The organism is Flavobacterium sp. YO12, from assembly GCF_004119495.1.
Classification (GTDB): Bacteria; Bacteroidota; Bacteroidia; order Flavobacteriales; family Flavobacteriaceae; genus Flavobacterium.
On sequence record NZ_NRQU01000053.1, the window covers coordinates 1 to 25,848 of the forward strand.

Annotated in this window: 24 protein-coding genes; 12 read left to right on the forward strand and 12 right to left on the reverse strand. The window is 35.3% G+C overall.

The window, feature by feature from the left end:
* Positions 1 to 17: 17 nt before the first annotated feature.
* The 5 genes from BOW55_RS15635 to BOW55_RS15655 form a co-directional block, all read right to left on the reverse strand.
* Complete coding sequence (locus BOW55_RS15635; protein WP_129024872.1) at positions 18 to 854, reverse strand: amidohydrolase; 837 nt, start codon at positions 852 to 854, stop codon at positions 18 to 20.
* Between the two features lie 6 nt (positions 855 to 860).
* Positions 861 to 1,658 (reverse strand): SDR family oxidoreductase, encoded by a 798-nt coding sequence (locus BOW55_RS15640; RefSeq protein ID WP_129024873.1) that lies wholly within the window; start codon positions 1,656 to 1,658, stop codon positions 861 to 863.
* A 161-nt stretch (positions 1,659 to 1,819) separates the two neighbouring features.
* Positions 1,820 to 2,833: a zinc-binding alcohol dehydrogenase family protein gene (locus BOW55_RS15645; protein ID WP_129024874.1), complete on the reverse strand. Its 1,014-nt coding sequence runs from the start codon at positions 2,831 to 2,833 to the stop codon at positions 1,820 to 1,822.
* Between the two features lie 166 nt (positions 2,834 to 2,999).
* A complete protein-coding gene (locus BOW55_RS15650; RefSeq protein ID WP_129024875.1) occupies positions 3,000 to 3,854 on the reverse strand; it encodes a fumarylacetoacetate hydrolase family protein in 855 nt (284 codons plus the stop codon).
* Between the two features lie 127 nt (positions 3,855 to 3,981).
* Positions 3,982 to 4,746 (reverse strand): SDR family NAD(P)-dependent oxidoreductase, encoded by a 765-nt coding sequence (locus BOW55_RS15655; RefSeq protein WP_129024876.1) that lies wholly within the window; start codon positions 4,744 to 4,746, stop codon positions 3,982 to 3,984.
* Between the two features lie 326 nt (positions 4,747 to 5,072).
* Here BOW55_RS15655 and BOW55_RS15660 point away from each other — a divergent pair, with 326 nt between their 5' ends.
* The 7 genes from BOW55_RS15660 (at position 5,073) to fucP (ending at position 13,121) form a co-directional block, all read left to right on the forward strand.
* The gene (locus tag BOW55_RS15660) at positions 5,073 to 6,221 is read left to right on the forward strand and encodes an ABC transporter substrate-binding protein (RefSeq protein ID WP_129024877.1); all 1,149 of its coding nucleotides are present in this window, start codon (positions 5,073 to 5,075) and stop codon (positions 6,219 to 6,221) included.
* Positions 6,218 to 7,369 (forward strand): CaiB/BaiF CoA-transferase family protein, encoded by a 1,152-nt coding sequence (locus BOW55_RS15665; RefSeq protein ID WP_129024878.1) that lies wholly within the window; start codon positions 6,218 to 6,220, stop codon positions 7,367 to 7,369. The genes BOW55_RS15660 and BOW55_RS15665 overlap by 4 nt, the downstream gene beginning before the upstream one ends.
* A gap of 201 nt (positions 7,370 to 7,570) precedes the next feature.
* Positions 7,571 to 8,707 carry a CaiB/BaiF CoA-transferase family protein gene (locus BOW55_RS15670; RefSeq protein WP_129024879.1) on the forward strand — a complete coding sequence of 379 codons (1,137 nt, stop codon included), beginning with the start codon at positions 7,571 to 7,573 and terminating at the stop codon, positions 8,705 to 8,707.
* 3 nt (positions 8,708 to 8,710) lie between these two features.
* Positions 8,711 to 9,943 (forward strand): extracellular solute-binding protein, encoded by a 1,233-nt coding sequence (locus BOW55_RS15675; RefSeq protein WP_129024880.1) that lies wholly within the window; start codon positions 8,711 to 8,713, stop codon positions 9,941 to 9,943.
* 106 nt (positions 9,944 to 10,049) lie between these two features.
* Complete coding sequence (locus BOW55_RS15680) at positions 10,050 to 11,108, forward strand: Gfo/Idh/MocA family protein (protein ID WP_129024881.1); 1,059 nt, start codon at positions 10,050 to 10,052, stop codon at positions 11,106 to 11,108.
* 118 nt (positions 11,109 to 11,226) lie between these two features.
* Entirely contained in the window at positions 11,227 to 11,667 is a 441-nt protein-coding gene (locus BOW55_RS15685) for a MaoC/PaaZ C-terminal domain-containing protein (protein WP_129024882.1), read from the forward strand.
* Between the two features lie 149 nt (positions 11,668 to 11,816).
* Complete coding sequence (fucP, locus tag BOW55_RS15690) at positions 11,817 to 13,121, forward strand: L-fucose:H+ symporter permease (RefSeq protein ID WP_089054710.1); 1,305 nt, start codon at positions 11,817 to 11,819, stop codon at positions 13,119 to 13,121.
* A gap of 130 nt (positions 13,122 to 13,251) precedes the next feature.
* Here fucP and BOW55_RS15695 read toward each other — a convergent pair whose 3' ends face one another.
* From BOW55_RS15695 to BOW55_RS15705, 3 genes are read right to left on the reverse strand one after another with little or no spacing between them, the layout of a single operon-like run.
* The gene (locus tag BOW55_RS15695) at positions 13,252 to 14,658 is read right to left on the reverse strand and encodes an efflux transporter outer membrane subunit (protein WP_129024883.1); all 1,407 of its coding nucleotides are present in this window, start codon (positions 14,656 to 14,658) and stop codon (positions 13,252 to 13,254) included.
* Between the two features lie 18 nt (positions 14,659 to 14,676).
* On the reverse strand, positions 14,677 to 17,844 hold the full coding sequence (locus BOW55_RS15700; RefSeq protein WP_129024884.1) for an efflux RND transporter permease subunit: 3,168 nt from the start codon (positions 17,842 to 17,844) through the stop codon (positions 14,677 to 14,679).
* 2 nt (positions 17,845 to 17,846) lie between these two features.
* Positions 17,847 to 19,010, reverse strand: a complete 1,164-nt coding sequence (locus tag BOW55_RS15705) for an efflux RND transporter periplasmic adaptor subunit (protein WP_129024885.1) — start codon at positions 19,008 to 19,010, stop codon at positions 17,847 to 17,849.
* Positions 19,011 to 19,274: 264 nt separating this feature from the next.
* Between BOW55_RS15705 and BOW55_RS15710 the strand changes: the two genes are divergently transcribed.
* The 3 genes from BOW55_RS15710 to BOW55_RS15720 are packed head-to-tail and all read left to right on the forward strand — an operon-like array spanning position 19,275 to position 21,360.
* Positions 19,275 to 20,318, forward strand: coding sequence for a sensor histidine kinase (locus BOW55_RS15710; RefSeq protein ID WP_129024886.1), 1,044 nt, complete (start codon positions 19,275 to 19,277; stop codon positions 20,316 to 20,318).
* 2 nt (positions 20,319 to 20,320) lie between these two features.
* The gene (locus tag BOW55_RS15715; RefSeq protein ID WP_089054715.1) at positions 20,321 to 21,049 is read left to right on the forward strand and encodes a LytTR family DNA-binding domain-containing protein; all 729 of its coding nucleotides are present in this window, start codon (positions 20,321 to 20,323) and stop codon (positions 21,047 to 21,049) included.
* A gap of 17 nt (positions 21,050 to 21,066) precedes the next feature.
* Entirely contained in the window at positions 21,067 to 21,360 is a 294-nt protein-coding gene (locus BOW55_RS15720; RefSeq protein WP_089054716.1) for a DUF3861 family protein, read from the forward strand.
* A gap of 69 nt (positions 21,361 to 21,429) precedes the next feature.
* Here the strand turns inward: BOW55_RS15720 and BOW55_RS15725 are convergent, their stop codons facing one another.
* Together BOW55_RS15725 and BOW55_RS15730 are read right to left on the reverse strand one after the other, a co-directional pair.
* Positions 21,430 to 22,320, reverse strand: coding sequence for a dihydrodipicolinate synthase family protein (locus BOW55_RS15725; protein WP_129024887.1), 891 nt, complete (start codon positions 22,318 to 22,320; stop codon positions 21,430 to 21,432).
* A 13-nt stretch (positions 22,321 to 22,333) separates the two neighbouring features.
* Positions 22,334 to 22,795 carry a cupin domain-containing protein gene (locus BOW55_RS15730; RefSeq protein ID WP_089054718.1) on the reverse strand — a complete coding sequence of 154 codons (462 nt, stop codon included), beginning with the start codon at positions 22,793 to 22,795 and terminating at the stop codon, positions 22,334 to 22,336.
* A 97-nt stretch (positions 22,796 to 22,892) separates the two neighbouring features.
* On the opposite strand from BOW55_RS15730, the gene BOW55_RS15735 reads away from it, so the two are divergent.
* On the forward strand, positions 22,893 to 24,305 hold the full coding sequence (locus tag BOW55_RS15735; protein WP_129024888.1) for a PLP-dependent aminotransferase family protein: 1,413 nt from the start codon (positions 22,893 to 22,895) through the stop codon (positions 24,303 to 24,305).
* Between the two features lie 57 nt (positions 24,306 to 24,362).
* On the opposite strand, the gene BOW55_RS15740 is transcribed toward BOW55_RS15735, so the two are convergent.
* Positions 24,363 to 24,626: a DUF2024 family protein gene (locus BOW55_RS15740; protein ID WP_089054720.1), complete on the reverse strand. Its 264-nt coding sequence runs from the start codon at positions 24,624 to 24,626 to the stop codon at positions 24,363 to 24,365.
* Between the two features lie 80 nt (positions 24,627 to 24,706).
* A complete protein-coding gene (locus BOW55_RS15745) occupies positions 24,707 to 24,934 on the reverse strand; it encodes a thioredoxin family protein (RefSeq protein WP_089054721.1) in 228 nt (75 codons plus the stop codon).
* A gap of 161 nt (positions 24,935 to 25,095) precedes the next feature.
* Between BOW55_RS15745 and BOW55_RS15750 the strand changes: the two genes are divergently transcribed.
* Positions 25,096 to 25,827 carry a YggS family pyridoxal phosphate-dependent enzyme gene (locus BOW55_RS15750; protein WP_129024889.1) on the forward strand — a complete coding sequence of 244 codons (732 nt, stop codon included), beginning with the start codon at positions 25,096 to 25,098 and terminating at the stop codon, positions 25,825 to 25,827.
* Positions 25,828 to 25,848 lie beyond the last annotated feature (21 nt).

Here is a 25,848-nt window from a genome sequence, read left to right on the forward strand (position 1 = left end):
TTTTGTTCTTATATTCTCTATTTATTTAGATCATAAAACGCATTTGCATTTTCAAACCAAATCTTATTTTGATCTTCGATAGAAAACTTCAAAATATAATCTTCTAAAGTTTTTACAACCTCTTTATAATCAGAAGCAATATTAAGAACCGGCCAATCTGAGCCGTATAGTATTTTATCTGTTGAGAAATTTTCAAAAATCACATCCAAATACGGCTTTAAATCCTCTGGTGTCCAGTTTTCCCAATCGGCTTCGGTGACCATCCCTGAGATTTTACACCATACATTGTCGCATTTAGCAATTTCTTCGATTCCTTTTTTCCATGAATCAATACTTCCTGATTTGATATCTGGTTTAGCAATATGATCGATTACAAACATTTGATTCGGAAAATCTTTTACCAAACTTATCGCAGCCGGCAATTGACGATGAAAAATCAGAATATCATACGTAAAATCAAACTCTTTTAAAGCTGAAATTCCGTTACGAAAATCTTCTCTAAACATAAAATCATCAACTTCGCCTTGTACAACATGACGGAATCCTTTTATTGTTTTATTCGAAGAAAAATGACGTAAACGTTCTGAAATATTATCTGCACGAAGATCAACCCAGCCTACAATTCCTTTTATAAAATCATTTTTAGATGCCAAATCCACAAGGAAATTGGTTTCATCTTCAGACTGACTTGCTTGCACTGCTACACAACCAGAAAAGTTATTTTCTGCAAGCAATGGCAATAAATCTTCTGGCAGGAAATCTCTTTGAATTTCTGACATACTTTCATCAATCCAGCTGTCTCTAACGGGATCAAATTTCCAAAAATGCTGATGAGAATCAATTCGGTTATTCATTTTGAATTAGTTTACATCGTTGATTAAAGCACGATCTAAATGCACATAACCTCCATCTACAAAAACAAATTGTCCTGTTGTATGCGAAGAACGATCAGAAATAATGAAAAGCGCCGTATCTGCAATTTCTTCTGTTTTAGTCATTCTGCCTTCAAACGGAATGCTTTTATTGATTTTCTTTAAAACAATTTCTCCGTCTTCCAACGTTTTAATCCAATCTTCGTATGCAGGTGTATAACTTTCAGCAATAATAATAGCATTCGAACGGATTCCGAATTGAATTAAATCTACCGCCCATTCTCTTGTAAGTCCTAAAACTCCGCCTTTTGCAGCAGCATAACCTGAAGTTCCGCCTTGTCCCGTTAAAGCTACTTTTGAACCAATATTCAGGATATTTCCTTTTGATTCTTTTAAGTATGGAAGCGCATATTTAACCAGTAAAAAATAACTTACTACATTTAGTTTTAATGAATCCATAAATTCCTCGTAAGAAGCATCTAAACCTGCACCGTCATTTACACCAACATTATTGATGACAGCATCGATTCGTCCGTATTTTGCTACGATTGTTTTCACCGCATTTTCGATTTCCACAGGATCAGTTACATCCGTCTGTACAAATAAAGAATCGATTCCTTTTTTTTGAAGCCTTTCCGCGTAAGCGAAACCTCTTGCATTTCGATCTACTAAAACCGGAATAGCTCCTTCATCTGCAATTCGGTTAATGATTGTTTCTCCAATACTGCCTTCTTTTCCAGCTGAACCAGAAACAACAATTATCTTATTTTTTAAATTTAAATCCATTTTTGTGGGTATTTAAAGTTATATTTTTCCTCATTTTTGTCATTTCGACGAAGGAGAAATCTCCACGAGTAGCTCCACCAAGAAATTCGCCAATCTTTACTGAGTTTCTTACGAAGATTTCTCCTTCGTCGAAATGACAAACAGTACTTTACAATATACTCTTAGTCTATTTCAATTAATGCCTTAATCACATTATTCTTCGGATCAATTAATTGTCCGAAATCAGTAATCATTTCAGCAAAACTCGTTCTGTGTGTAATATATTTTTTTGGATCAATTTTGCCTTCTTTCAAGCATTTCATTACATATTCGAAATCTTCAATAGTGGCATTTCTGCTGCTCATTAAAGTAGATTCTCTCTTATGAAAATCAGGATGGCTGAAACTTAATTCTCCTTTTTGAAGTCCAACTAAAACAAATCTTCCGCCATGCGAGATATAATTGAAAGCACTGTTCATTACTTTCTGATTTCCAGTTGCGTCAATCACAACATTCGCCATATCACCATTTGTTAATTCAGCCAATTTAGCAGCTACATCATCGTTTAACGGATTAATCGTTTCATCTGCATTCAATTCGGTTTTACAGAAATTTAATCGGTAATCATTGATATCCATTACGATCACTTTTGCTCCGGCAATTTTTGCGAACTGAATCAATCCAATTCCAATTGGTCCTGCTCCCATTACCAAAACAGTATCTGTTGATTTCACAGCCGCTCTTCGTACTCCGTGCGCCGCAATTGCCAATGGCTCGACCAAAGCCAATTCATCATAATCTAATCCCTGACCGTGAAGTAAATACTGCTCTGGAATCGTTACATATTCAGCCATTCCACCGTCAATATGAACTCCAAAAACCTTAATATTTACACAGCAGTTTGTTAATCCATTTCGGCACGCAACACATTTTCCACAATTGAAATACGGAATAAAAGTTACTTTATCGCCTGGTTTAAAACCTGCAGCATTTCCTTTTACATATTCTGCTGCCAATTCGTGACCCAAAATTCTAGGATATTCAAAATACGGCTGCGTCCCTCCAAAAGCGTGAATATCAGTTCCGCAGATTCCAATTCTTTTTATTTTCAATAAAACTTCACCTTCTTTTGGTTCTGGAATACTGGTTTCCTTTAATAGAAATTCCTGCGGTTTTTCGCAAACAATATATTTCATTTTTTTGTTTTGTTTTTCTAATTAGACGCGGATGATACAGATTCGCTATCGCGAAGACACGGATGGGACGGATTTTTATTAATTTTCTTAAATATAAAATCCGTTTAAATCCGCGTTTTTACGAAGTAAATCCGTTTTATCCGCGTCACAATAATAGATAGTTATATTACTTTTTGTAAGCTACAGCCTTTTGTTTACTTGTTCCCAAACCTTCAATTCCAAGTTCTACAACATCACCTGCTTTTAAGTAAATTGGATCTGGTTTAATGCCCAAACCAACTCCCGGAGGCGTTCCTGTACTAATGATATCACCAGGAAGCAAAGTCATAAACTGACTTAAATAATGCACTAAATAAGGAATTTTAAAAACCAAATTTAACGTGTTGCTGTCTTGGTATTTTTTACCGTTTACGCTTAGCCACATTGATAAATTATCAACATCTTTTACTTCATCTTTTGTAGCCAAAAATGGTCCAAGAGGCGCAAATGTATCACATCCTTTTCCTTTTGCCCATTGTCCACCGCGCTCAATTTGAAATTCTCTTTCGCTGTAATCATTCAATAAAGCATAACCAGCAACGTAATCTAAAGCTTCCGCTTCTTCAACATAACTTGATTTTTTGCCTACAACAAAAGCTAACTCCACTTCCCAATCCGTTTTTACACTGTTTTTCGGAATAATTACATCATCATCTGGACCGCATAAAGAAGTCGTTGATTTAAAAAAGATAATTGGCTCTGTTGGAATCGGTGCGTTTGTTTCTTTACAGTGATCTACATAATTTAAGCCAATACAGATTATTTTTGAAGGTCTCGCAACAGGAGAGCCTAAACGAATACTCGCATCAACTTCTGGCAAAGAAGGATTGCTGTCTAATGCCTTTTGTAATTTTTCTAAACCATTTTCTTCAAAAAAACTTTCGTTAAAATCTGAAACGATAGAAGAAACATCATATCTTTTTTCATTAATTAAAACTCCTGGTTTTTCTTTTCCGATTTCTCCAAAACGTATTAATTTCATTTTTTTTCTATTTTTTGATTAATTATTTTTTAGGTTCTAAGGTTTTTAAAGGTGCTTAGTTACTAAGATTCTAAGGTTCTAAGTTTTTTCCTTAGCGCCTTAGTACCTCAGAACCTTAGTCCCTTTTCTAGTTATTTAATTTAATAAATCCTCCGTCGATTGGATAATCGCATCCTGTGATAAATCCAGCTTCTTCGCTGCATAAATACAAAGCCAGAGCGGCAATTTCGTCTGGTTTTCCCATACGTCCGATTGGCTGTGATTTAGAAAGTTTATCAAACATTTCTTCTTCTTTTCCAGCATAATTTTTAGAGATAAATCCATCTACAAAAGGTGTGTGAACTCTTGCAGGAGAAATAGAATTACATCTGATATTTTCATTTAAATAATCTCTTGCTACAGATAAAGTCATTGCCATTACAGCTCCTTTTGCTGTTGAATAAGCAAATCTATCCGAAATTCCAACCCACGCCGCAATCGACGCCATGTTTAAAATCACACCGCCATTTGAAAGTCGGAATTGTGGAATCGCCGCAAACAAACAATTGTAAACTCCTTTTACGTTTACGTCCATTACACGATCAAAATCAGCTTCAGAAGTAGTGTCTACTTTCCCAACATTTGCGATTCCGGCATTATTGATTAAAATATTGATATTTCCTATTTTTTCGAAAGTTGCTTTAACATCAGCTTGACTAGAAACATTACAGGCATACGAGAATACACTTCCTCCTGCATTTTTAATTTCGTCTACGGCATCTTGCGCACTTTCAATAGATAAATCAATAATATGAACTTCTGCACCTTGCTTGGCAAACAAAGCAGCAATTGCTCTTCCTATTCCGCTTCCGCCGCCCGTTATGACTGCTTTTTTATTTTGTAATGAAAACATCTCTTTAATTATTTAGTATTATAAAAACCGTATTTTTTGATTAAAATCATTTGCATAAATAATAAATGTAAAAAATACAATTACAAATGTAGCTGATATAAATTAAATTTGAGTTTTATTTTTTACTAATCTAATAAAATGATCTTTCTTTAATAAATTATAACATTTTTTGTGCGCTTTGTAAAAAATTTTACAGAAGTTTAAAGCTTTACACAAAAAAAGAATGTGTTAAAAACTACAATTTCTTGCCTATCTCAATCTTATTCCTAATTTTGTAATTGTATTTTTTACATTTATTATTTTCCATACACATAATTCAATCAAAAATGGCAATATTAAAAGGCATTACGTGGAATCATACAAGAGGTTTATTGCCTATGGTTGCAACGGCACAGCGCTTTACCGAGTTAAATCCTGAAATCGAAATTACTTGGGAGAAAAGAAGTTTACAAGAATTTGCAGATGCTTCTATTGAAGATCTTGCAAAAAGATTTGACTTACTTGTAATCGATCATCCGTGGACAGGTTTTGGTGCGCATACTAATGCTATACTCCCACTTTCTGATTATCTATCTGCGGATTATATAAAAGATCAAGAAATAAATACGGTTGGAAAATCATACGGAAGTTATGTTTTCAGCAATAAATTATGGGCTTTGCCTATTGATGCTGCTACTCCAGTTGCTGCAGCGCGTTTGGATATTTTAGAAAAAGCAGGACTTGAAGTTCCGCAAACATATGACGATTTATTGGCTTTAGCCAAAAAAGGTTTGGTAGCATTTGCTGGAATTCCGGTTGATGTTTTAATGAGTTTTTATATGTTCTGCTGCAGTTTGGGCGAAGCTCCTTTTCAATCTGAAGATAAAGTTATTTCTGCACAAACAGGAAAAATAGCTTTGCAGTTGTTTCGAGAATTGTCACAATTAATTGATCCTGCCAACTTTAATCGAAATCCAATTCAGGTTTACGAAGCGATGGTTAATTCAGATGAAATTGCTTATTGTCCATTTGCATATGGATATTCAAACTATTCGAGAGCGGGATACAGCAAAAACCTCCTTCATTTTTATGATTTAGTAAAGCTGCATAATGCGCCAATGATTAGTTCTTTGGGCGGAACAGGATTAGCCGTTTCTTCTTTCAGCAAGCATATTCCCGAAGCGATTCGTTATGCCGAATTTACAGGATCTTCTCATGTTCAGCAGAATATTTTTGCTGATAATGGCGGTCAGCCAGGACATTTGCAAGCATGGAAAAACGACAGAATCAATTCGATAACAAATAATTATTTCAAAAATACGCTGCCTGCTTTAGAAAGAGCATTTTTAAGACCAAGATATTCTGGACATATGTATTTTCAGGATCATGCGGGCGATGTGGTTCGTGATTATTTATTATATGGCGGTAACGAAGAACTGGTTTTAGATGCATTGAATGTACTTTATACAAAATCCTTAAAACTGCAAAATTCATGAAACCATTAGAAGGATTAATTGTATTAGAGTTCTGCCAGTTTTTGGCGGGTCCTTCTGCCGGATTAAAGTTAGCTGATTTAGGCGCGAGAGTGATCAAAATCGAACGCCCTGTAAAAGGTGAAGCCTGCCGACAATTAAGTATAAAAGATCTTTTTGTGGATGACAGCAGTCTTTTGTTTCACACAATTAACAGAAACAAAGAATCTTTTGCGGCTGATTTAAAAAATCCTGACGATTTAATTTTAATTAAAAAACTAATCGAAAAGGCTGATATTATGACACATAATTTCAGACCGGGTGTGATGGAAAAAATCGGATTAGATTTCAACACAACGCTTAACATTAATCCAAAAATAATATACGGAACTATAACAGGTTACAGCGATAAAGGTCCATGGGCAAAAAAACCGGGACAAGATTTGCTTTTGCAGTCACTTTCGGGTTTAAGCTGGCTGAGCGGCCGAAAAAGTCAGGGACCAGTTCCGTTTGGTTTGGCTGTCGCCGATTTAATGTGCGGCAATCATTTTGTGCAGGGAATTTTAGCAGCTTTATTAAAAAGAGCCAAAACCGGAAAAGGTGTTTTGGTTGAAGTGAGTCTATTGGAATCTATTTTGGATGTTCAGTTTGAAGCGCTTACTTCCTTCTTAAACGATGGCGGACAACAGCCGGAACGAGGTGATATTAAAGGAAGTGCACACGCTTTTTTAAGTGCGCCTTACGGAGTTTACAAAACACAAGACGATTATATTTCGCTGGCAATGGGCGATTTACTTTTTATAGGAAATACAATTGGAGTCGATTTAAATCAATATGCTGCTAAACATCTCTGGTTTGAAAAAAGAGACGAAATCAGAACGATTTTAGCCAATAAATTAGCGGAACAAAAAGCAGATTATTGGTTAGAATTACTTCAAAAACAAGGAATTTGGGCTGGAAAAGTTCTCGATTATGAAACTTTAGACCAACAGCCTTTTGTGAAGGATTTACAATTAAAACAAACCGTAAAAAATTCAGACGGAGAAACTTTGGTTACCACCCGAAGTCCGATTCAGTTAGATGGAAAAATTCTGTTAAGTGAAAAAGCAGCACCAAAAGTAGGTCAAAATAATTTAAGTATACACAAAGAGCTAATTCAATCTTTTGAGTGATTTTTTCTTCATCAGTATTATATTTAAATCTGCATCAATCTGTGTAAATCTGCGTGAAAAAATCTATTTAAAAAGTATTTCACGCAGATTTTGAAAGATTTCAGCAGATCAAATTAGATTTTACTTTTTGAATGAAAACGGTTAAACAAATAAACGATTCAACGATAAAACGATAAAACGATAAAACGGTTAAACAAAAAAATGAAACCATTAGAAGATTATTTAATAGTAGATTTTAGTCAGTTTCTTTCAGGTCCGTCAGCAAGTCTTCGCTTGGCTGATTTGGGCGCACGCGTTATAAAAATTGAAAAACCAGAAACTGGCGATATTTGCAGAACCTTATATACTTCTGACTTAATTATGAACGGTGAATCGTCTGTTTTTCATACTATAAACAGAAATAAAGAATCGTTTGCCATTGATTTTAAACAACCTGAGGAGCTTCAAAAATTAAAAAAATTATTAGCAAAAGCTGATGTTGTTATGCATAATTTCAGACCGGGCGTAATGGAACGCATTGGTTTAAGTTATGATGATGTAAAAGCAATAAATCCAACGGTGGTTTATGCTTCGATTTCGGGTTTTGGAAATCATCCTGAACTTAAAGATTTACCGGGACAGGATTTGTTATTGCAATCTTTAACGGCTTTAACTTGGTTAAGCGGTAATCAGGAAGATGGTCCTGTACCAATGGGATTGTCAATTGTTGATATGCTTGCTGGCGCACATTTAGCGCAGGGAATTTTAGCTGCTTTATATAGAAAGGCAACGCAAAATATAGGCGGAACAGTTCAAGTAAGTATGCTGGAATCAGCTTTTGATTTTCAATTTGAAACTATTACAACTTTCTTTAATGATGGCGGCGAATTGCCAGTTCGAACTAAAACTAATAATGCTCATGCTTATCTAGGCGCGCCATACGGAATTTACGAAACCAAAAACGGTTATCTGGCTTTGGCAATGGGATCGATTCCTGTTTTGGCTTCATTGCTGAAATGTGATGAATTGTTGCAATTCCCAGAGAATAAGTTTACGCTTAGAGATGAAATAAAAAATATTCTGGCTTCTCACCTATTGACACAGGAAATGCAATTTTGGCTGGATATTTTAGAACCGGCTGACATTTGGTGTGCAGGCGTTTTAAACTATGAACAGCTTTTTAAAGAAGATGGTTTTAAAGTTTTAGAGTTTACACAACAGGTTGAAATGCTTGACGGCTATTCGTATAAAACTACAAGATGTCCAATAAAAATTGATGGTGAACATTTTACATCAACTAAAGGTTCTCCAAAATTAGGACAGGATAATGAGCGAATTATAAACGAGTTTATAGCATAAAATATGGCAAAATTTAGAATCGCTGTTAGAAAATTTTCTCCTTTCGAAAGCACGCTGCAAAAGCTGTGGGATGCTTTTTGTTTGAAAAACAATATTCAGATTGACGTTGAAATGATTCCAATGGAACTGCACGATCTATATGAAGAAACCATCACAAAGAAAGGTTTAAAAAAAGGAAAATGGGACATTGCACACATAAATACAGATTGGATTTTTGATGCTGCAAATGAAAAAGCAGTTCTAGATTTAACCTCTTTTATTTCTCAAAATCCTCCGCAGAATTATCCTGACGGCTGGCACAAATCTTTATTGCATTTACAACAGATTAAAAACGGAACGTTCGGTCTTCCGTTTCATGATGGTCCAGAGTGCTTGATTTTCAGAAAGGACTTATTTGAAAATCCAATTGAAAAAGAAAACTTCAAAAAACAATTTGGTTACGAATTGTTCCCTCCTAAAACTTGGGAGCAATTCACCCAAATCGCTACATTTTTCAACCGCCCCGAAAGCAATTTATATGGCTGTGTTTTTGCCAATTATCCTGACGGTCACAATATGGTTTTCGATTTCTGTTTACAGTTATGGACACGCGGCGGCTCACTTTTGGACAATAACAATCAAATTAACATCAATCAGAATCAAGCTGTCGAAGCTTTAGATTATTATAGAACTATAGTTAGTAATGCAGATGCTGTTCATCCGGGATCGAAGAATTTTGGTTCTGTTGAAGCAGGAATGGCTTTCGCCGAAGGACAAGCCGCAATGGCAATTAACTGGTTTGGTTTTGCCTCAATGTGTGAAGTTATCGATGAATCGAAAGTAAAAGGCAAAGTAGATATTACAGAATTGCCTTTTAACGCAAACTGCAAAACGGCTTCATTAAATGTGTATTGGCTTTACACGATTGGAACTGGAAGTAAAAATCAGCAATTGGCTTACGATTTTTTACGATTCGCAACAACGGCTGAAAGTGATAAACTATTGACTACTGAAGGTGGAATAGGATGCCGAAAATCGACTTGGAATGATGCCGAAATCAATAAAACGATTCCGTACTACCATAAACTGGCAATGCTGCATGAAAATGCTTTGACTTTACCGCAAACTCCAATTTGGCCTAAAGTGACAGAATTTATAGATCAGATGGTTTTGAAAGCGATTGAAACAGAAATTCCATCAAAAATATTGTTAGAAATAACACAGCACAATATCGAAAAATTAATTCAAAATGTTTAACCACAATCTTGTCATCATGAGAAATGAGGGATGACAAAAATGAGGATATTGGCTTTGGCGATAAGACCTTCATCAAAATTCCTTGATTAACTAAAAACATAAAAAAATGAATATTCCATATAAACCTTTACTGCCCGAAACCAAACAGCCGATTATCATTATTGGAGCCAGCGGAATTGTGAAAGACGCTCATTTACCTGCCTATAAAATGGCTGGTTTTACGGTTTTTGGCATTACGAATAGAACGATTGCAAAAGCACACGATCTAGCCAAAGAATTTGAGATTCAGCATGTTTTTGAAAATGTTGCCGATGCCGTTAAAAACGCGCCATCAAATGCGGTTTATGACATTACAGTTTTGCCTGATCAATATATTGAAATATTAGAGCAATTGCCAGATGGAGCAGCAGTTTTGATTCAGAAACCAATGGGGAATGATTTGGCTCAGGCAAGAGAGATTGTCGAAGTATGCGAAAGAAAAAACCTCGTTGCAGCAATCAATTTTCAGCTTCGTTTTTCACCATTTGTCAGCGCTGCGAGATATTTAATCAATGAAGGATTGATTGGCGATTTATACGATTTTGAATTTAAAGTTACTGTAAATACACCTTGGGAATTATTTCCGTTAATCAAAGAACATCCAAGATTGGAGATTCTTTTTCACAGTGTGCATTACATTGATTGTATTAGATCTTTTCTAGGAAATCCGAAAAGTGTAATGGCGAAAACAGCCAAACATCCGCTAAAAAAATTATCATCATGCCGCTCTACTATTATTCTAGATTATGGCGAAGATAAACATGTTGTTATCAACACAAATCATGATCATCATTTTGGCCCAAAACACGAAGAAAGCTATATAAAATGGGAAGGAACAAAAGGAGCTATCAAAGCCAAAATGGGTTTATTGATGAATTATCCTGACGGACTTCCAGACCTTTTTGAATATGCGATTGAGAACGAAGAAGGCAAATATGAATGGAAAAAAGTTGATCTTGAAGGCTCATGGTTTCCTGAAGCTTTCATAGGAACGATGTCAAATTTAATGCGCTTTAAAGAAGGTTCAGACTCAAAATTATTAGCAAGCGTTCAAGACGTTTTAGACACCATGAAAGTCGTTGAAGCCTGCTACATCAGCAACACAAACGGAGGGATTTTAATTTAAGTCTTAAAGTCAAAAGTCGAAAGTCTTAAAGACTTGGCTTTATAACACTTTATGACTTTTAACATTACAACTTTAGACTTTCAAACTTTAGACTTTACAACTTTACGACTAAATATTTATGTATTTCAAATCAACATTTTTCGAGGATTACTTACTTGATGATAAGCGAGTAACTTTAGGCAGAACCATTACAGAAACTGATTTTGTGGTTCATGCCGGACATACGGGAGATTTTTTCCCTCATCACATGGATGCGGAATGGTGCAAAACACAGCCATTCGGACAGCGTATTGCGCACGGAACTATGATTTTTGCCATTGGTATCGGACTAACGGCTTCTGAAATAAATCCTGAAGCTTTTTCTAGAGGATATGACAAAATGCGTTTTGTAAAACCAGTTCATATTGGCGATACAATCCATTCTGAAATTACCATTTCTGAAAAAGGCGAAGCCAAAAATCCCGAAATGGGAACCGTAACAGAACATGTTGAAATCATTAACCAAAGAGGTGAAGTGGTTTTGGTATGTGATCACCTTCTTTTGGTCAAAAAGAAATAATTCTTTTTGAGGGACAAAGGTTCAAAGTTGCAAAGAGACAGAGGTTTTGCCTTCATTACCTTTAGATCAAGACGCACTGTTGTGCGTCTCTACAAAAACCTTTGAACCTCTGAATCTCTGCATCTTTGAACCTTTAAAAAAACTAACTAATGCAAGTAACAAACCAAACTGGCGACATACACGAAGTAGCGTCAGAAGGCGGAAAGGGGACAAAATACCTTTTGCCATTTATTTTAATTACCAGCTTATTTTTCCTTTGGGGAATGGCACATAATCTGGATTCTATTTTAATTCCGCATTTAAAAAAAGCATGTGAATTAAACAACCGTCAATCGACATTGATTGATACTTCGGTATTTTTCGCTTATTTTATAATGGCGATTCCAGCCGGAATGCTTATTAAACGATTTGGTTATAAAAACAGTATTATTACTGGACTATTAGTTTTCGCTGCCGGAGCATTTTTGTTTGTGCCTGCCGCAAATACGAGAACTTACGAATTGTTTTTATTTGCATTATTTGTAATTGGCTGCGGATTAACAATTTTAGAGACAAGCGCCAATCCATATGCGGCCATTTTAGGGCCTGCTGAATCCTCTTCTAAAAGATTGAATTTAGCAGCTTCATTCAACGGTTTAGCGGCTATGATTGCTCCAATTGTAGGTTCCTTATTTATCCTTTCTGGAACCAATCATACACCAGAACAAATGGCAGCAATGCCTGAAGCAGAGAAAGCATCGTATTTATTAGGCGAAGCTGCTGCAGTAAAAATGCCTTATATTATTTTAGGAAGTGTATTGGTTTTGGTAGCGATTATATTCTATTTCATGCATTTGCCATCAATGAAACCTCAGCACACTGAAGCTGAAATTAAACCAGGATTTTTCTCTGTTTTAAAATTCCGCCATTTAAGCTGGGCTGTTGCGGCGCAGTTCTTTTATGTTGGTGCGCAAGTTTGTATTACGAGTTTTTTTATTAGAATTGCACAGCAAGGTGCAGGTTTAGATGAAAAAACAGCAGGATACTATCTAGGTATTTATGGTTTCTTGTTTATGGCAGGACGTTTTATTGGAACTTTTTTCTTGAAGTTTGTAAAAGATTATGTTTTACTTTCTATTTATTGCGCTGCCAGTATTGTGCTTTGTTTATTAGCCATTTACGGAACTGGAATTGTGGTTATCTACGCTTTAGGTGGTATCGGTTTTTTTATGTCGATTATGTTTCCAACTATTTTCTCATTAGGATTGGTTGGTTTAAAATCGAATACAGAAACGGGTTCTTCTTGGCTTGTAATGTCGATTGTGGGTGGTGCAATTCTTCCTTATGCAATGGGAACTTTAATCGATATGAAACACGATGACATTCAATCAGGATATATTATTCCGCTTTTGTGCTTTGTGATTATTTTATCGTTTGGTTTGTACGGACATAAAGTGAAAGCTTTAAAACAATAAATCATTTTAAATATTAGATTTAATAAAAAACGCCTCAATTAATTGAGGCGTTTTTCGTCATGTTTAAATTTAATTAATAGGCGATCATCGAAGAAACATGATCATTGTGGAATTTTTATTGCTTTTGCTTCTATTTCCAGCCTCCGCCAAGAGATCTGTATAAATTAACAACGGCTTGCAGTTTTTGCAGGTTATCATTTACACCGCTCAATTGCGCCGCTAAAAGGTTTTGTTCTGAAGTTAATACATCGGTGTAATTTGTTGCCGAGCTGTACTCTAAAAGCTGTTGTGTAAAATCGACTGCTTTTTCTAATGCTTCAATTTGTTTTTCTCTTGAATCTTCTTTTTCTACTGCCATCTCATAAGCATACAAAGCATTTGAAACTTCTTGTCCTGCATTTAAAAGACTTTGTTGAAAATTATTGTAAGCTTGTAATTGTTGTGACTGCGCAGTTGTCAATCTCATTTTGTTAAGCCCTTGATTAAAAATTGGCTGCGTTAAACCGCCAATAATCGAATAGAAAATAGAATTACTAAAGAAATCTTTCAATTCTAAATTCGAAAATCCGCTGCTCGCTGTAAGTGTCAAACTTGGGTAAAAATACGTTTTAGCCAAATTCGTCGACTCAAAAGCAACTCTGAAATTAAATTCCGCTTGACGAACATCTGGGCGATTGTGCAACAATTGTGAAGGCATGCCTACAGCAATATTCTCAGGAATAATCTGCGTACCTAATACTCCTCTTTCAATTGCTCCAGGCGCCTGCCCTAACAAAATATTTATCGCATTCTCAGTTTCGCGAATGCTTTGTTTTAAATCTGGAATCAAAACCTCAGCAGCATGTTGATTGGCTTCACTTTGTACTACAGCCGCACCAGTTACAATAGCACCTTCTTTTAATTCTTTAATCGTTTCAACATTTTTGATTCGACTTGCCAATGTAGCTTCTGTAATTGCTAATTGTTTATCGTAAGCTAACAACAAGAAGTAATTATTTGCAATGTCTGAAATTAATTGTGTCTGAATTGCTTGCTTTGCGGCATCTGTAGCAAGATAAGAAGCTAAAGCTGCCCTTTTTGAACTGCTTAGTTTTCCCCAAACATCAATTTCCCAAGAAGAACTTAGACCTAATTTATGGGTTGTAGTTAATGTATTGATATTAATCCCCGGAGGAAAATTAAGTCCCGCTTGCGATTGTTTATTTCGCGTAATGTTTGCATCTACGTTTAATGTTGGATAATACGCTAATTTGCTTTGACGCAAAGCAGCTCTCGATTGCACAATATTTTCAATTGCATTTTTCAGATTAAGATTTTGATCTAATCCTTTTTGAATTAACGCATTTAATTTTTCATCTTTAAAAACGCTCTGCCAAGGCATATCGGCAATTGTAGTAGAATCGGCAGAAGCCTGATCACGATACAGCTTATCTGTTGAGAGCGTTGTTGGACGTTCGTACTTTTTGGTAATCGAGCACGCACTTAAAAGTGCGGCTGTGATTACCATCAGAATATATTTATTTGAACTATTAGTCATCTCTGTTTTAATTAAATTTTACTCTTTGTGAGTTTCTAGTAACTGAATTTCCTCATCATCGTCTTCATCATCATAACCGTCTTTTGCAGGACCGCTTACTCTTTCTTGTAAGGTTTGGAAAATGATAAACAGAACCGGAATTACAAATACTCCTAAAATGGTTCCAATTAACATACCTCCAACAGCTCCTGTTCCAATCGATCTATTTCCTACAGCTCCTGCTCCAGTAGCAAACATTAAAGGAACAAGTCCTAAAATAAAGGCAAACGAAGTCATTAAAATTGGTCGTAAACGTGCTACAGCTCCTTCAATTGCGGCTTGTACGATTGGCAGACCTTTACGTCTTCTATCGAGGGCAAATTCGACGATCAAAATACCGTTCTTCGCAAGAAGTCCGATAAGCATGATTAAGGAAATCTGCAGGTAAATATTACTGTTTAGCTTGAACACAATCGAGAACAAATACGCTCCCGCTAATCCAAACGGAATGGAGAATAATACTGCAAACGGCAGAATATAACTTTCATACTGTGCACTTAATAAGAAGTAAACGAATACTAAACACAAAATAAAGATGAAAATCGTTTCACTTCCTGATGCTAATTCCTCACGCGTTAATCCTGAAAATTCGTATCCATAACCTGCAGGCAGATTTTCTGCTGCAACTTCTTGAATGGCTTTAATCGCATCTCCAGAACTAAATCCTGGATTTGGAGCTCCAGTAATCGAAATAGAAGAGAAAAGGTTAAATCTTGAAATCGATTCTGGTCCAAAAACTCTGGTCATTTTTACAAACTCTGTAATTGGAGCCATGTTTCCAGCACTGTTACGAATAAAGATTTTATTTAATCCTTCTGTATTAGTTCTAAATTCTGGCGAAGCCTGAATCATCACACGATACTGCTTTCCGAACTTATTGAAATTCGACGCATACAATCCACCATAATATCCCTGCATAGTTGATAAAATTGTGTTTATCGAAACTCCTGCATCTTTGGCTTTTGCCAAATTAATATCCATCATATATTGAGGGAAACCCGGATTAAAAGGCGTTGTTGCGTATTGTATTTCTGGACGTTTAGATAACTTTTCTAAAAACTCAGTATTCACTTTAAAGAACTCAGCAGTTGTGTGCCCGCCTTTATCTTGAAGCTGAAATTCGAATCCACCGCTTTGCCCAAAACCTTGAATAGTCGGCGGTGAAATGAAGAAAATATTAGCTTCACGAATTCCGCTTGTTTTAGCAAAAAGCTGCCCGATAACATCATTTACACTTAAATCACGTTCATCCCACGGCACTAATTTTACAATAACCATACTGTAAGCACTTCCCGCTCCCGCGGTAAAATTTTGCCCAACAATACGAAGTGTATTTTTAACTCCCGGAATTGTCTTTGCAATACTGTCTACTTTTTTAGCCATTATATCTGAACGCTCCATAGAAGCTGATGGCGGTAAGCTTATATTAGCAAAAACAGTTCCTTGATCTTCCGAAGGAACGAAAGCAGACGGCGTGGTTTTCATCATATAAAATAATGCCAGACCCGATATCAAAATTGAAGCTAAAACGATCCATTTTTTTACAGAAAGGAAGCTTACTGAACGTTTGTATCTTTTGGTTACATTATCAAATGCAACGTTAAATGAAGTATAAAAACGCTGTAAATAACTTTTATGCTTATGATCGTCAGCATGTGGTTTAAGTAAAAGCGCACACAACGCTGGACTCAGTGTCAAGGCATTTACTGCCGAAAGTATAATCGCAACAGCCAGTGTAATACCAAACTGCTTATAGAAAACTCCTGTTGATCCTGTAATAAAAGTTACTGGAATAAATACCGCCGCCATTACTAATGTAATCGAAATAATCGCTCCCGAAATTTCGTCCATAGCATGAATAGTTGCTTTTTTAGCCGATTTATAACCGTGATCTAATTTGGCGTGCACCGCCTCGACGACCACAATTGCATCATCGACCACAATACCAATGGCTAGAACCATCGCAAAAAGCGTTAATAAGTTGATCGTAAATCCGAATAAATTCAGGAAGAAGAACGTTCCCACAATTGCAACCGGAACTGCAATCGCTGGAATTAAAGTAGATCTAAAATCTTGAAGGAAAATAAATACTACAATGAAAACTAATATAAAAGCTTCGATCAAAGTATGAATTACTTTCTCGATAGAAGCATCTAAATTTTCATTAACATCCACCATAATGGTGTACTTCATCCCTTTTGGAAAAGTCTTTGCCGCTTCTTCAATTAACTTTTTAGAATTAATGATTACATCACGCGCATTCGACCCTGGAGTCTGGCTGATCGCCATCGCTGCCGATTCGACGCCGTTTGTTTTAATCGTTTGTGCATAACTTAAAGATCCTAACTCAACTTTAGCCACATCTTTAAGTCGGAGCATTTGTCCGTTTCCTACCGATTTAATAACAATATCCTCAAATTCTTGAGCACTTGTTAAACGTCCTTTGTATTTAATTACATATTGAAATGCTTGATTTCCGTTTTCACCAAATTTACCTGGTGCCGCTTCGATATTTTGTTCTGCCAAAGCAGCCGAAATATCACTCGGAATCAATTTATATTGCTGCATAACATCTGGTTTCAGCCAAATACGCATAGAATAATCTTTTGCACCAAAAACGGTTACATCTCCTACTCCAACTACACGCTGAATCTGCGGAACAAGATTGATCTTAGCATAATTTTGAAGAAAGGTTTGATCGTACGCTTTATCATCACTGTATAAAGAGAATATCAATAAGTTACTACTCTGACTTTTGGTTACTGTAACCCCTGCCTGAGTTACCTCTACTGGTAATAAACTTGTTGCTCTTGAAACTCTATTTTGAACGTTTACCGCCGCTAAATCTGGATCTGTACCAACTTTAAAGAAAATTTTAATCGAAGCATTTCCATCATTTGTTGCTGTAGAAGTCATGTAAGTCATGTTCTCTACACCATTAATCTGCTCTTCAAGCGGAATTACAATACTTTTAAGTACTACGTCGGCATTGGCTCCTGTATAACTTGCTGCTACGTTTACAGTAGGAGGCGCAATATCCGGATATTGAGAAATAGGTAACTCAATTAGGCCTAAAACACCTAAAATGACAATAATAACAGATATTACCGTCGAGAGTACGGGTCTTTGTATAAATTTTTTAAACATTTTTATGATTTTAAGTCAGCATAAACCATTTCTGATTTTTGATTTTTAGCTTTAATCTCACTTCCTTCTTTCAAAGAAGCTACTCCTTCTAATACAATTTCATCTCCTGCATTTAAACCGCTTGTAACTACATAATAGTTTTTGGCCGTATTTTCAAGAATCGTAATATTGACATTTTTAGTTTTGCCATCTTTTCCTACGACTACTGCAAAAATTTTATCCTGAAGTTCAAATGTTGCACTTTGAGGAATAATCATAGCATCTTTTACATCACTCGGAATTCTAATAGTTGTGCTGCTTCCGCTTCTAATAATTCCTTTTGGATTTGAGAAACGAGCTCTAATATTTACAGTTCCTGTTTCGGTATTAATTAACCCGTTTACAGTCTCAATTTTTCCCTTTTGATCGTAAGCTGAACCATCTGAAAGCAATAAAGAAACATCCGGCAGACTTTTAATTTTCTGACTTAACGATATTCCGGTATTATCTTTAGTAAAGTTTAAAAGCGCTTTTTCATTCATAGCAAAGTAAGCATACACATTTCCTATGCTCGAAACTGTTGTTAAAGCTTCTGCAGTATTAGAACTTACTAAACTTCCTAAACGGAATGGGATTGAACCTACAACACCGTCTACTGGACTTGTTACGGTGGTATATCCTAAATTGATTTTGGCATTTACTAAAGCTGCATTTGCCTGTGCTAAAGCTGCTAATGCCGATTCGTAAGTATATTGAGCTGACTCTAGGTCGTATTTGCTTATAATACCTTTTTCTACTAATGGTTTTACTTTATTAACTGCAAGTTTTGCAGTACTTACATCTGCTTGTGCACTTTTAATACTTGCAGCCGCTGTTCGTACTTGCTGCTCATATTCTGGCGCACTGATTTTAAACAATGGCTGGCCTGCTTTTACTACTGCACCTTCATCTACAAAAATCTTGTCAATATAACCTTCAACTCTTGGACGAATATCTATATTCTGCTGTCCTTGAATACTAGCAGGATAATCGCTGTTTAGTGTAGCCGATTCTGGCTGTAATGTCAGCGTTTTATACTCTTTAACTTGTGGCGCGCCTCCGGCTTGAGCCGATTTATCATTTTTATTACCACAAGATGCGATAATAATTGATGCTGCGAAAATGCTTAAAAACGATTGCTTATTCATTGCTAAAATGTGTAATTATCTATTTATTAGTAAGCAAAAGAACTAAAATAGACTACGCGAAAAATAGGAAATAGACGAAAAGCAAAAGACAATCGATAGAGATGAGCTGACACACGATGAAATTTTTAAAAATTAAACAACTGTTTAATTTCTAAACTCATCGGTTCTAATAAGGTTTATAAAGTCTCTAAATCTCTTTTTAGCGATTGCTTTTATATCTTATTTAAATAAAATGTAATATTGTCATAAAAAAGAAAACGTATAATGGCTTCAAACATTTTTAGACCTTATTTATTCACCGGACTGCATATCTTGAGCTGGTTATTATTGGGATTTATCATGTTGTTTTACATCCCTTTAACCTGGAATGTAGTGCTTCCAACGGTTTTTTGGATTTGGCAGATAATAGTGCTGTTTTTATTAATAATTGTTTTCTATTCGAATGCCCGAATTATAGTTCCAAAAACCATAATAAAAGATAATACTTCGCCATTTTTGCTGTGGGCTTTGCTGATTGTTTTTGTCATGCAGATTATTGCCTATTTTTATACATCGCAAACAGATCTTCACAGTAAAATACGTCTGGTTTTAGGTTTAAGAAAGTATAAAAGTCCTTATTTTGACAATTATGTTTTAATGCTGACTTTATTGGTTTTAGGAATCAGTACGAGCTGGGCTATGCTGCAACATTGGCAAAAAGCGGCTCAGCATAAACAAAAACTGGAACAGGATAAAACAATGGCAGAACTGGCAATGCTTAAAGCACAGATAAATCCGCACTTTTTCTTTAATTCCCTTAATAGTATTTATTCGCTTACTTACACTGATATTGAAGATTCGAGAAATGCGCTGCATACTTTAAGCCGAATGATGCGTTACTTGCTTTATAGTACTGAAGAAACAACAACTTTACTAAAAGAAGCTGACTTTATGAAGGATTTTATTGCTTTAATGAAACTTCGTGCTAACAGTAAACTTAGTATTACAACTGATATACCGCAAAAAATTCACGATTACCCAATAGTTCCAATGTTATTACTACCTTTAGTAGAAAATGCCTTTAAACATGGTGTTCATGCTACTGATAAAAGTGAAATTAATATTTCGCTGAGACAGAAGGACAGTACTTTAGAATTTGAAGTAGAAAATACGTATTTCGAAAAATCTTCAACTACAAATGAAGGCGGTATTGGGTTAACAAATACAAAACGCAGACTGCATTTAATTTACCCTGACAAGCATACTTTAAAAGCCGGTATTGCCCCAAATGGCAAATACAATGTAAAACTGCACTTAACTTTAGATTAACGATGGTATTAAAATGTATAGCTGTAGACGATGAACCACTCGCATTAAAGCTCGTGGAAACTTTTATTGAGCAAACGCCTTTTTTACAATTGAGCGCAAGCTGCGATAATGCAGTTGAAGCTATGGCTTTGATTCGCGATAAACAGCCAGATCTTGTTTTTTTGGATATAAACATGCCAAATTTAACTGGTATGGAACTCGCCCGACTTTTGCAAGATCAGCCAGGATCACTTCCTAGAATTGTTTTTACAACAGCTTACAACCATTATGCTATAGAAGGTTATAGAGTAAATGCTGTAGATTATCTCTTAAAGCCCTTTAGCTATGAAGAGTTTCTGCGCGCCGCAAACAAAGTACTGCAATTAACAGAAGATAACTCTAACCAATTTCAGTCTATTACTGCCGATGATGAGTTTATTTTCTTAAAAGTAGAATATCAATGGGTTAGAATTTCTTTAAAACATATTTTATACATAGAAAGTTTGAAAGATTATGTAAAAGTACATCTCGACGATTCTCAAAAAACAGTGCTGTCACTTATATCCTTAAAAGCACTGGAAGAAAAACTGCCTTCAACCAAATTTATGAGAGTTCACCGCTCATTTATTGTTTCGCTGGATCAAATTACTGCTATTAGTAAAAATTCACTTTTTATTGGGAAATTTGAAATTACCGTGGGCGAACAATACAAAGAAACGTTTAAAACCATTGTAGATAAATGGTTAAAATAAAATTGAAATAGAATATCATGGAAAAAAGATCAAACAAATATCATTTGACATTAAGTCTAAAACAATATGCAAATGGTGAAACAGAACCCGCAAAAGAACTTGGACTGGAGTTTAGTAATCACGATGAAATCTTTGGAATCATAGAAAAAATAAAAGACAAAAACATATTTGATAATCCGCATGAAGCCACACAGTTTGCAGTAGGTTTAAAATTGTTTAATGAAATACACATCAAACATCGCAAAAATCCTTTGTTTGACGAATTAAACGAAGTGTTTCCTATCTTTATGAAAAAGCTTAAAAGTTTATAATTTTATACCCCAAAACAGCCAAACCTGATAATCAAGTTTGGCTGTTTTTTTTTGAATCTATTCTTACTTCTAATTCAAATCATTAACTAACTTCAAAATAGCACTAAGTTCGCTGCTTTCTTTTTCAGTTAAAGGCAATAACGGTTTTCTTAACTTTCCGCCGTCAATTCCCATACTATTCAAACCTGATTTTATTGCTCTAGGAAGTCCTTTTTCTACAATAAACTTCAACAAATTGATCTGCTTATAAAATACTTTTTGAGCTTCCTTCAAATCATTGTTTTGAATGGCGTTGTATAAGGCAATATTCAATTCAGGAATTAAATTGGGAGCTGCCGTACACCAGCCCGCTGCTCCTGCCGCAAATGCAGAAAGTGCCAGCGGATTAGATCCGTTGTAAAAAGCAACATCTTCACCTAACTCTTTCTTCAAATAATGCATTCTTTGAACATCGCCTGTACTTTCCTTAATCATCGTAACATTCGGAATTTCAAGAAGTCTTTTCAATAAAACAGGCGACATATCAATTCCTGCTGTAGCTGGGTTATTGTAAGCCATTATCGGAATCGAGATTTGTTTTGCTACAGTATCATAATGCTTCACGATTTCGTCATCGCTCAATTTCCAATAACTCATCGGAATAATCATTACAGCATCGGCTCCTGCCTTTTCTGCCGCTTTTGCATGATAAATAGTTTTTTCAGTTGTTAAATTTGAAACTCCTACTAATATCGGAACCCGCCCTTTTGTCTGTTCAACAGTTGCTTCAGTAATAGCCTCTTTTTCTTCATCATTCAAATAAGGCATTACTCCTGTACTGCCCAGCGGAGCAACGGCGTGAGATCCTGATACAATTAACCGCTCTAATAATTGCTTATAAAGCTTAATATCAACTTTTTCATTTTCATCAAATGGCGTAATTGGGTAAGCAATAATACCTTTAAACTGGTTGTTTTTCATTTCTTTTCTTTTTTTATAGATCCCTTCCCTCTTCTTCTCTAAGTGCAACTCCTAAATTTTGCAATTGCGGTGCATTTTCAGTCGCAATGTATTTTGCATTTTCAGTATTGCTTAAATTCTGATGTCTGTGCCATGTCCAAGCGGGAATATAAACTGCATCTCCAGCCTTCCACTCTACTTTTTGATCCTCAATTTCAGTATATCCAGAACCTTCAATTACGTACAACAATGTTTCATAGGTATGTCTATGTCTGTTCGTTAATTGTCCAGGTAATAATCCCCCAATAGTCATGCTTACATTTTTACTTGGCAGATCGACAAAAAACACGGGATGTTTTCTTTCTGTCGAAAATTGATCGTGTACCCCCGCATTTTCAACATTTCTATGAATTAATTTTTCAGGCATTACAAAACTTGGTCTTGCATAAGTTTGATGAAAATCTTTTGATGAGAATTTTTTTTCTTTAGTTTCCATGTTCATTAAATTTTAGTTGATGCATTATTGCGTGACAAAAATATTGTAACTTTGGACTGCACAGATAACACAGTTTTATCACAAATAACTAGTCCAGATGTTACGACCATGGCAATTTGAAATTCAATTAGATAAAAAATCAGATAAAGCACTTTATCTGCAAATTGCCGATGCTATTATCGTCGCCATTAAATCACATAAACTTACCTCAGGAAATGCTTTACCTGGAAGCAGGCAATTAGCTGGTTTACTGAACGTAAACCGAAACACAGTCATCGAAGCATTAGACGTTTTAACCGCCGAAGGCTGGCTCATTACAATCGACAGAAAAGGTACTTTTATTGCCGATTTATCACCTGATATGCTCTGTGATAAAAAGAACGATTCTCAGATTAATACAACTATAGCAGAAGCAAAAACGCATCTTGTTTTTGATGATGGACTACCCGACAGCAGTCTTGCGCCGATGAATGATCTTGCTCGTGCTTACAGGGAAATCTTTAATAGAAAATCCCGAAGACAAATTATGGGATACAGCACTGAACTTGGTGACATTGAATTTAGAAAAGCGATAGTCCAGATGCTGAATTTTAAAAGAGGGATGAACGTTTCGGCAAATGAAATCTGTATTACAAGAGGAAGTCAAATGGCAATGTATTTAGCAGCGCATTGTTTGCTCACTAAAGATGATTTTGTGATGATCGAAAATCCCGGCTACAAACCTGCTTGGGAAGCTTTTGAAAATGCAGGTGCAAAACTGCTTCCAGTAAATGTCGCATCAGATGGTTTAGATTTACATGAAGTTGAAGCTTATCTAAAAAAACACAAAAATATAAAAGCCATTTATGTTACACCTCATCATCAATTTCCGACGACGGTTACAATGAGCTTAAAAAAGAGGTTGAAATTGATCGAATTATCCAATCACTATAATTTTACCATTATTGAGGATGATTATGATAATGAATTTCATTTTGGACAACGACCAATTTTACCCATTTCGAGTTACAGCAAAGCAAAAAACTTTGTTTACATAGGCACATTAAGTAAAATTGTAGCGCCGGCACTGCGAATTGGTTATCTGGCAAGTTCGGTAGAAAACGTAGAAAAGATTGGAAAACACAGAAAAATCATCGACGTTCAAGGGGATAACATCATGGAAGAAGCGGTCTTGAACCTTATAAACGAAGGCAAAATAAAAAGACATCTCAAGCGAACCAGTTTAATTTATAAAGCAAAAAGAGATTATTTTGAAAGCCTTTGCAAGCTGCATCTTAAAGACAAAATTACTTTTATTAAACCAGAAGGCGGTTTGGCTTTTTGGATTGTTCCAAGTCCAGAAACCAATCTTCAAAAAGTCTGTGATGAATTGTTAAGCAAAGGAATCAAAATCATGAATCCTGAGAAATTCAGTTTTGAAAAGCCCGTTTTAGGTTTGCGTTTAGGTTATGCTTCACTCAGCGAAAAGCAGCTAGAAGAAGGCATTATTGCGCTCTCTAAATATCTATAAAGCAAAAAAGACTGAAAACACATGATTTTCAGTCTATATTAAATTAAGAAATATTAGTTAATTGCAATTTTCCATTTCGATAATCGAAAAGCCGTTTTTACGAATTTGGTTTTCAATTTCTAAAGGCGCTTTATCGATATGACAAAATCGGCATTCTTTTGAAGTTAAAGGTTGACCTTCTTGAGAAACACTTTTTAGATACGCTTTTCCATATTCAAAAACCTGTTCTGTATCGCTTGTATTTTCATCAACCAAAATATCAAAATGCATAACCTCTCCGTCTTTTCGAGTTACATAAGTATCCCATACTGCTACTTTCATATTGTTTTATTGTATATAAATTATTCTAAATTTAAAAGCTATAAAACCTCTTTAGATAGTTTCTAAAGAGGTACTTATATCTATCCAATTACATCTGCAATTGAGGCTCCAAAATTAATATGAAGCACATTTCCGTTTGGAGTTACTAAGGCAGGCACTGATTGTACACCTGCTTTTTGAGCTTCTGAAATTCTCGCTCTGTCTTCTCCAATATTTACTACTTCAACATCTTTAACTAAACTTAAAATGTCATGTTCGGCACTTACACAAACTGGACAGCCGGCGTGATAAAAAATTGATTTGCTCATTTGTATTTGTTTTTAATTTGACTTTATTGCCATGACAAAATTAGAAAGGATATACAGTCGTTAAATAATCCAGTTTTCTCATTTATAGAAGAAACTGGACTATTTGAAATACTCAAAACTGGATCTTTTTTACGCTTCACAATACTTTTACCTTTGCAGCTATGAAAGAAGATATAATTTACAATTTAAAGCAAGTTCATCAGCGTATTGAAGATGCCTGCAGACTTTCTAACCGAAATCCATCAGATGTGCAATTATTATTGGCTACTAAAACGGTCCCTGCAGAGAAAATACGAATTGCAATAGAAGCTGGTGAAACTCTTATTGGCGAAAACAAAATGCAGGAACTTCGTGATAAAGATTCGGGTTTGAAAGATTTAAATATAGAGCGTCATTTTATTGGACATCTTCAAACCAACAAAGTCAAAGATGTTTTAAAATATGTTTCCTGCATTCAATCTTTAGACCGATTATCTCTAGCAGAAGAATTAGACAAACAATTACTAAAAGAAAACAGAAGCATCGATGTTTTTATTCAAGTAAATACTTCATTTGAAGAAAGCAAATTTGGACTTACACCAACTGAAGTTGTCTCTTTTATTAGAGAAATAAAAAAGTATAAAACATTAAATATAAAAGGTTTAATGACGATTGGTTTATTAGACGTTGAGAAAGAAAAAATGCGTCCGTCATTAGAATTACTTCGAAAAATAAGAGATGAAATTTATGATGCTCAAATTGAAGGCGTAACCAATTTAAAACTTTCAATGGGAATGTCGCAGGATTTAGAACTGGCTATTGCCGAAGGTTCTAATATCGTAAGAGTGGGAACTTCAATTTTTGGAAATCGTTTTCTAGGAAAAGAAATCTGGAATGAAAATATTGCAGAATAAAGCCTAATTTTGCATCAAATA